Below are 7,136 nucleotides of genomic sequence, written 5' to 3' on the forward strand. Positions count from 1 at the left end.
ATTTTATTGAATTAGTGTTTTTATATTTTGGGTAAAAAACTTGACATACCCAAAACAACGAACTGATACAACGCATGATTAAATGTATCCATTTCTTTTTTATTAATCGTATATCCTCCGAGCATTAAAGCCTGTACGTATAAAACATTAACCAGAGCTTCAAACAGTTCTTCATCGTCTATATTTAACAACTTCTCAACCAAATCATTTTGTTGATTAAAGCACAGTACAGGCATATTGTCTTCCTGCTGTTTAAAGTGTTGCAACGTTGCGGCAAATGGATTGTTTGTTTGTGATAAGCTCTTTATATTTTTGCTGGCAAGTGCTTTTTCATCAGCAATATAAATAGCTGTGGTATCTATTGGATCAAATCTTTTTACTTCTGCTTTACAATAATTCTTTTTCAGTACTTTGTCAGCTTTAAAAATAAATTTTTCAATCGTTTGATTTGTATCTTCAGCTTCTTCAAACTCTTCCAGAATATCGTTTGGATAAATTTTTTCGATAAACAGCACACTGTTATTCTGTTTTATTTTTTCAATCAATTCGGTCTCATAACTATAGGCGGCATTGATAACCAGTTTTTTTTGAGAACCGGCAATCCGTCTTATTTGTCTGAAATCATCTAAAGAAGGGGTATAATAAATCTGGTTAAAATTTTCTTTAATCTCACCAAAAGACAACGTGCCTCTATTCGTTTCGAAAGGCAGGTAGTCTTCAAACAAATTTATAATCTCGGCATCAGAAGCTGCCAGTGATTTAATGAACATATGATGGATCGAAATTATCTTTTCGAGCAAATGCAGATTTGTCATCGACAGCAGTTTTAAATAATCTTTAAAACACTGCGTCAATTCTTTTTTAGTTTCCTGTAAAACAGCATTATTCATCAGAGCTTCTCTCGATGCTGTTGGTTGCAAAGCATTGGAATTAATAACGCAGCGAACGAATGAAGTCCATTCCGGCAACAGATTTTTTGCCTGATCGGATAAGTACATTCGTTTTAAAAATATTTTGTGTTCTTTGCTTGCCGTTGAGTTCACTTTGTTTGGAATAATATAGGCTACTCCCTGTAGCTCTCCTGTTTGTGAATGCAACTGAAAAGCGTCGAGAAAGTGAGTTTTAAACAATTCTTTCCCATAAGCCAATAATTCTTCTTTTGTTGATTCGGAATTCAGCCATACCGGATTCCCGTCCAGGATTTGCTCTGTTTTTCCGCCTTCTATCAGATTCACTTCTATTGGCAAAGCACTTCCGTAAAACAATATATTTTCTTTAATTGCTGATTTTTTAAACAGCGAACGCCATTCTTTTTTTGCCTGTAAAATTACCCTAGTTCCTATCTCGGGTAATTGATCGATTACCTCTACATTATACGTTCCGTCAGCATGTCCGATCCACTTTACAGAAGAACTCTGTACCAAAGCACGCGACTCAACAACAATTGTTTCACTAACTACCAAACAAGACAGTAATCCGATACCAAATCTTCCGATAAGGTCTTTATCTGCCAGATCTCCTCTTTTAGAGCTCTGTCCTATTACGGATAAAAACTGATGAACATCCTCGGTAGTCAATCCAATGCCATTGTCTTGAAAAATCAACGTATCTCCTTCAAAAATAATATTAATACGCCCCTTGTGATGTTCGTCTATTCCTTTGCGCACAGTAACTGCATCCATTCCGTTTTGTAGCAGCTCCCGAATAAAAACTGTTGGCGAACTATAAATATGTTCTGACAACAGTTCAATCATTCCTTTCATATTGACCTGAAACTGATAAGGTCTATTGTTTTCCATTATCTCCTTCTTTTTCTGGATCCTCCAACTATTTTTTGAGCGTTCTCATTGCCGTTTTCCGCTGCTGTCTGATACCACTGCATCGCAAGCTCATCATTCTGCTCAACCCCTTCTCCTTTTAAATAGCAATTGCCCAGTTCATATTGTGCGTCTGCATATCCAGCTTCGGCAGATTGTTTTAAATATTGTGCTCCTTGTTGCGGATCGGGCTCTGTTCCTTCTCCTTTTATCAGCATTTTACCCACATAGCCTGCGGCATCCATATTTCCCGCATCAGCGGCTTCTCTTAAATGAAAAAAAGCTTCTATTGTATCTTCTGGTGTTCCGTTGCCGTACAGATAACACAGTCCTAATCTAAAAGAGGCGGCTCCGTATCCTCTGCTTGCTGCTTCTTTGTAATAATTAAAGGCTTTGTTTTCGTCTTTTTCTACTCCCAAACCAAACTGATAGCAAATTCCTATTCCTTCAGAAAGATAGTTTCTTTCTTCTGCCATCTGATAATACGGCAAAGCTTTTTCGTATTCTTTTTCTTGTCCGTATCCGTATAAATAATAATCGCCTAAAGCAAGCATTGCCAAAGGAGAACCATTATGGCTTGCCTGTTCAAACCATTCTTTGCCTACTTCTATATCGCTGTTTTCTAACATACCGTAGGTATAATAGCATCCTATTTTATATTGTGCATATCCAATTCCTGCTTCAGCAGCAGCACTCATGTATTCAAGAGCTTTATCAGCATCAAATTCTTGTCCGCAACTACCTTCTTCGTAAGCCAGTGCAATATCTACATTAGCATCTGCAAAACCATACTCTAATGCTTTTTTAAACAATATAAAAGCTTCTTCTTCCTCCAGTTTTCCACCTATCCCATACCGATAACAGCGAGCCAAATGGTAGAATCCTTCTCCTATTTCTGCATCAGCGGCAATTTGAAAGTATTCTCTGCTCTTTTCCGGCTCTTTAGCTCCAAACACGCCATCTTCATACATAAATCCAAGACGAATAGCGGCAAAGGAATAGTTATTTTGCAGAGCGCTTTCATAAAGCTCTCTGGCTTCTTCTATATTTTTATCAATGCCATACCCACTTTCTTTCAGCATTGCCAATTCTACCTTGCAATAATTAGAATCGTACAGCTCTATGGCTTTTTGATAGTAATCTGCAGCCTTTTTCGGATTGGGTTCTTTAGCATAGCCAAAACGGTTATAGCGTCCTGCCTGCTCTAAACCGTTTATATTATTCCGCTCTGCAGAAATTTCAAATAATTCATGAGCTTTTAAATAATCGGCTTCCGCTTCAAATTCTGCATTCTGATATCCTACACCTAAGCGGTAAGGAGCATAATCATTGCCAAGATTCATTGCCTGCTCTAATAGTGACTTTCCTTCTTCTACATTTCTTTCTACTTCCTCAAAATCCAGTAAAGCGTAGCCTTTTTCTGACATCGCCCGATGATAATTTTCGGCAATGGCTCTATCCAAATAATTCATGCCGAGTGCTATATTTTTAAAATCCTTGTGATACAGGTAAAGTAATGCCAGTTCCAGCAGAGCTTCTGCAGAATTATACTGCGCCGCTTTTTCAAAATTAGCTATAGCTTTTTGAAAATCAGGCTCTGAATTATCACGAGGATATAAATAAAAATAACCTATCAAAAACTTGGAATATGCAATTCCTCTTTCAAATCCTTCTTGCAGATACTCTCTTCCTTGTTCTGTTGAAAATCCAAAGTTGTCAAACCTTCCGTTACAAATCATCATCCCCAGCAAATAACTGCAATATCCGCTTTTGTGCATAATACCTTCATTCAAAACTTCCAGTGCTTTTGCGTCCTGACCTTCTCGGAGATAATAATCTGCTAAAACATATAATCCTCTTTTTTGGTTATGAATCAGATTATCGTATTTTTCTAATACACTCCACCCTTCTTCTGCGGAAGTGCTTTCGCCAAATTCTATATTTAATAAAAAGATCTCTGCTCTGTAATTTTCGGAAACAGAAGCTTCTTTCAGTAATCGGATACCTTCTTCTTTACTGTGATTAAATCCCAGATTACCGTAATAAGTATTGTAACCAACAAAGGCTTTTGCTATCGGGTTTCCTGCTTCAAATCCTTTATTTAGATATTCTGTAGCCTTGGTTTCGTCTTTAAATCCATAACGGGCATTCATATACAGTTCATGCATATAAACATAGGCAGAAGTATAGCCTAAACTGATAAAAAGCCTATTGAGCTCTACTACGTCATCAAACCATTGCAGATAATCTTCTTCGTTTAAATAAACACTGCTGAATTCACGGTTGGAGTCTTCGTTTAACTGAGTATACAATTGTTGAAAAGCCTCATTATACTCGCCTATCTGTACCGCCAACATACACAAGGCATGTGCTTTATACCAGTTTACAGCTTCTGAATAATCATTTTTTTCAATAAAATCCAAAGCGTGATTGGTTAGCAAAACTGTATCGTTTGCCGCCTGACTCATATATCCAAGGTATTCTTCATTAAATTTTCCCATAACATTTTTTAGCATCATTTTTAAAGGGCAACGATTCCCTTCAGAGACAAATTTAGAAAATACATTTCTAAATGTATTTCTTTCCTTTTTAAATATAACTAAAATTTCACGTTCTTCTATCTTTTTCTGTTAACATATTTGAAAAATAAAACTAAAATCAACAATACACTATGAGGAATTTTAAAAAAACTCATTATACAAGTCTACTTTCAAAGTTTTATGACAATTTATATAACAGAAAAACTCTTATTCTATACCTTTTGGAGGTAGCTTTTATTAACGCGGGATGAAGCAATATAAGCTGCTATAAAGCCTAGTATAAAGATAGACACCAATACTAAAATAACATTCATGAAATTAAATTCAATCGGGTAAGGAAAACCCTCTCTTATCATAATGAAAACAAAGTGCTGCTGAAGCAAAACTACAATTACGCCCAGCATCACGCCCAGCAATCCACCCAAAGCACTTATAATCATCCCCTGATATAAAAATATTTTTCTCAACCTTTGCAGATTAACTCCTAAATGGCTCAAGGTTTTTATATTAGCTTGTTTTTCCAGAATAATCATAATTAATGCACCGATAAGAGTAAATAAAGCAATAATTACAACTAACAGGAGAATGAGATAGGTAACGGCATTTTCAGTATTAAGCATACGGTAGAGTCCGTCGTTGAGTTGAATTCTATTTTTAACTATAAAAGATTCGCCGAGTACTTCTTTTATTTTTGCTATCGCCGCTTTTTCTGATACGCCGTTAGCGAGCTTTAGTTCGAGATTTGTTATTTCATTCTCGGACAAACTCAGCAGTTCCCGAGCAAGTTCTAACGTTGTAAAGACATATTTATCATCTAAATCCTCATTCCCTAAAATATAAATACCAACCGGTGTAAGGTGTTTTCGGATAAAGGCATCTTCCGGATTATTTATAACGCCTTTACCGGGCTTCATTGCCACTACTTCAAAGGCATTGTCCACATCAAACAAGCCCATCGAAAATAAATAAGAAATTCCCAGCCCTACAACAGCATCATTAGACTCCGGCTCTACCCACCTGCCATACTCCACCTTATCTTCAAATGCACTTACCTCATTATATCGTTCGTCAACCCCTTTCACAAACGCTACAGTCTGTTTTTCGTGAAATGTAAACAATAAACGATCTTCTACTACTTTTGCTATACCTTCAAATAATCCGGAGGTTTGCAATGCTCTGATCTGCTCCTGGCTGATTTCAAAACTTTTCCCCTTTTCGCTAAAAACTTTAAGTTCCGGATCTAATTCATTGGTAAAAGAAAGACTAAATGTCCGGAGACCGCTAAATACAGACAAGACGACAAACATTGCCATAGCACTTACAACAATTCCAACCGAAGCGATTGCTGTAATAATATTGATTGCCTTACTCTTACTTTTACTAAAGGCATATCGCCAGGCGATGTAAAATGAAAACCTCAACGTTTACTTTTTCTTTCTCTTATACAATAGTTCAGGATTGGAAATTGGATTTTCATCTCCTTTTAAGGCTCTGTCAATCTGTTCAATATATTCCAGACTGTCGTCATTGTAAAAAATCAAATCCGGCACCTTTCTCAACTGATGTTTTACGCGTTGTGCCAAATCGTGTTTAATAAGTGGTGAATTAGACTGAATGGCTTTTAGTAATTCCGCACCTTTCTCGGTCGGAAAAATACTTAAAAAAACCTTTGCCACGGATAAATCCGTAGTTATACTTACTTTAGAAACAGAAATAATTAAATTGGTTATTCCGTTTTTACGCACCTCTCCCTGCAAAATATCTACCAAATCATTTTGCAATAGTGCCGCCATCTTCTTTTGTCTGTTCGTTTCCATTGTACAAAAATACAATTTTTTGGATAGCAAAGTTTTTTATCTTTGTTGAAGATAACCTCTCAATCATATTTTTGAAAATGCGTAAAATAGAACACATAGGAATTGCCGTAAAAAATCTTGAAGAGTCAAACCTCCTTTTTGAAAAATTATTAGGTGTTCCGCCGTATAAAGAAGAAGCCGTAGAAAGCGAAGGCGTAAATACTTCTTTTTTTATGAATGGACCGAACAAAATTGAACTTTTAGAGGCTTCTGATTCCAACAGTCCTATCGCTAAATTTATAGCTAAAAAAGGCGAAGGTATTCATCACATTGCTTTTGATGTAGAGAATATTGTTGCAGAAATAGCGCGATTAAAAAATGAAGGCTTTACGGTTTTAAACGAAACACCTAAAAAAGGGGCTGATAATAAATTAGTTGCTTTTTTACATCCTAAGGGAACGAATGGGATACTGGTAGAATTGTGCCAAGAAATCAAATAATTTATAAAAAAATTGAGTTAGTACTTGCAAAAACTAAAAAAACGCTGTAATATTGCACTCGTCTAAAAACAACTAGACAACGGTCCAATAGCTCAGTTGGTTAGAGCACCTGACTCATAATCAGGTGGTCCCTGGTTCGAGCCCAGGTTGGACCACAATCAAAAAGCTTCACAAAAATGTGAAGCTTTTTGATTTATGTAAAGTATTATAAAACAAGATATTTGCTTACTTTAAAGGTATTTAATAGGATAAACAAATTAATTCTTCACACAAAATATTGCTTTCGAGGTGTCCTTTTCGGTGACCCATATCCAAAATTGAGGTGTCCCATTGTTACGCATTGTTTAACCTAATAGATTAAATTATGCAAACTAAGAAATTAAGTGTAACCCGTGGTGCATTTAGGTAATATTAATTTTTAAGTTGTTTATATTTCTATTAGCACTTCCGTTTATTGTTTGAATAATAGTAAGAGTTACTATT

5 protein-coding genes and 1 tRNA gene are annotated in these 7,136 nt (G+C 35.9%); 2 read left to right on the forward strand and 4 right to left on the reverse strand.

The window, feature by feature from the left end; genetic code table 11:
* Positions 1-20 precede the first annotated feature (20 nt).
* From C8P70_RS04865 to rbfA, 4 genes are all read right to left on the reverse strand, one after another.
* The gene (locus C8P70_RS04865; RefSeq protein WP_133712214.1) at positions 21-1,799 is read right to left on the reverse strand and encodes an HSP90 family protein; all 1,779 of its coding nucleotides are present in this window, start codon (positions 1,797-1,799) and stop codon (positions 21-23) included.
* The gene (locus tag C8P70_RS04870; protein WP_243832664.1) at positions 1,799-4,336 is read right to left on the reverse strand and encodes a tetratricopeptide repeat protein; all 2,538 of its coding nucleotides are present in this window, start codon (positions 4,334-4,336) and stop codon (positions 1,799-1,801) included. The genes C8P70_RS04865 and C8P70_RS04870 overlap by 1 nt, the downstream gene beginning before the upstream one ends.
* A 233-nt stretch (positions 4,337-4,569) precedes the next feature.
* Positions 4,570-5,778, reverse strand: a complete 1,209-nt coding sequence (locus C8P70_RS04875; RefSeq protein WP_133712215.1) for an ABC transporter permease — start codon at positions 5,776-5,778, stop codon at positions 4,570-4,572.
* Between the two features lie 3 nt (positions 5,779-5,781).
* Positions 5,782-6,174, reverse strand: a complete 393-nt coding sequence (gene rbfA / locus C8P70_RS04880) for a 30S ribosome-binding factor RbfA (RefSeq protein WP_133712216.1) — start codon at positions 6,172-6,174, stop codon at positions 5,782-5,784.
* Between the two features lie 77 nt (positions 6,175-6,251).
* On the opposite strand from rbfA, the gene mce reads away from it, so the two are divergent.
* Both mce and C8P70_RS04890 read left to right on the forward strand, forming a co-directional pair.
* Positions 6,252-6,653 (forward strand): methylmalonyl-CoA epimerase, encoded by a 402-nt coding sequence (mce, locus tag C8P70_RS04885; protein WP_133712217.1) that lies wholly within the window; start codon positions 6,252-6,254, stop codon positions 6,651-6,653.
* An 81-nt stretch (positions 6,654-6,734) separates the two neighbouring features.
* Positions 6,735-6,808 (forward strand) — tRNA-Ile (locus C8P70_RS04890).
* Positions 6,809-7,136: the final 328 nt, after the last annotated feature.

This window comes from Myroides indicus, from assembly GCF_004364575.1.
GTDB lineage: Bacteria > Bacteroidota > Bacteroidia > Flavobacteriales > Flavobacteriaceae > Flavobacterium > Flavobacterium indicum_A.

Bases quoted from the DNA above. Each gene is read 5' to 3' on its own strand.
- mce (WP_133712217.1), top strand. From the start codon at position 6,252: ATGCGTAAAATAGAACACATAGGAATTGCCGTAAAAAATCTTGAAGAG.
- rbfA (WP_133712216.1), bottom strand. From the start codon at position 6,174: ATGGAAACGAACAGACAAAAGAAGATGGCGGCACTATTGCAAAATGAT.
- C8P70_RS04870 (WP_243832664.1), bottom strand. From the start codon at position 4,336: ATGATGCTAAAAAATGTTATGGGAAAATTTAATGAAGAATACCTTGGA.
- C8P70_RS04865 (WP_133712214.1), bottom strand. From the start codon at position 1,799: ATGGAAAACAATAGACCTTATCAGTTTCAGGTCAATATGAAAGGAATG.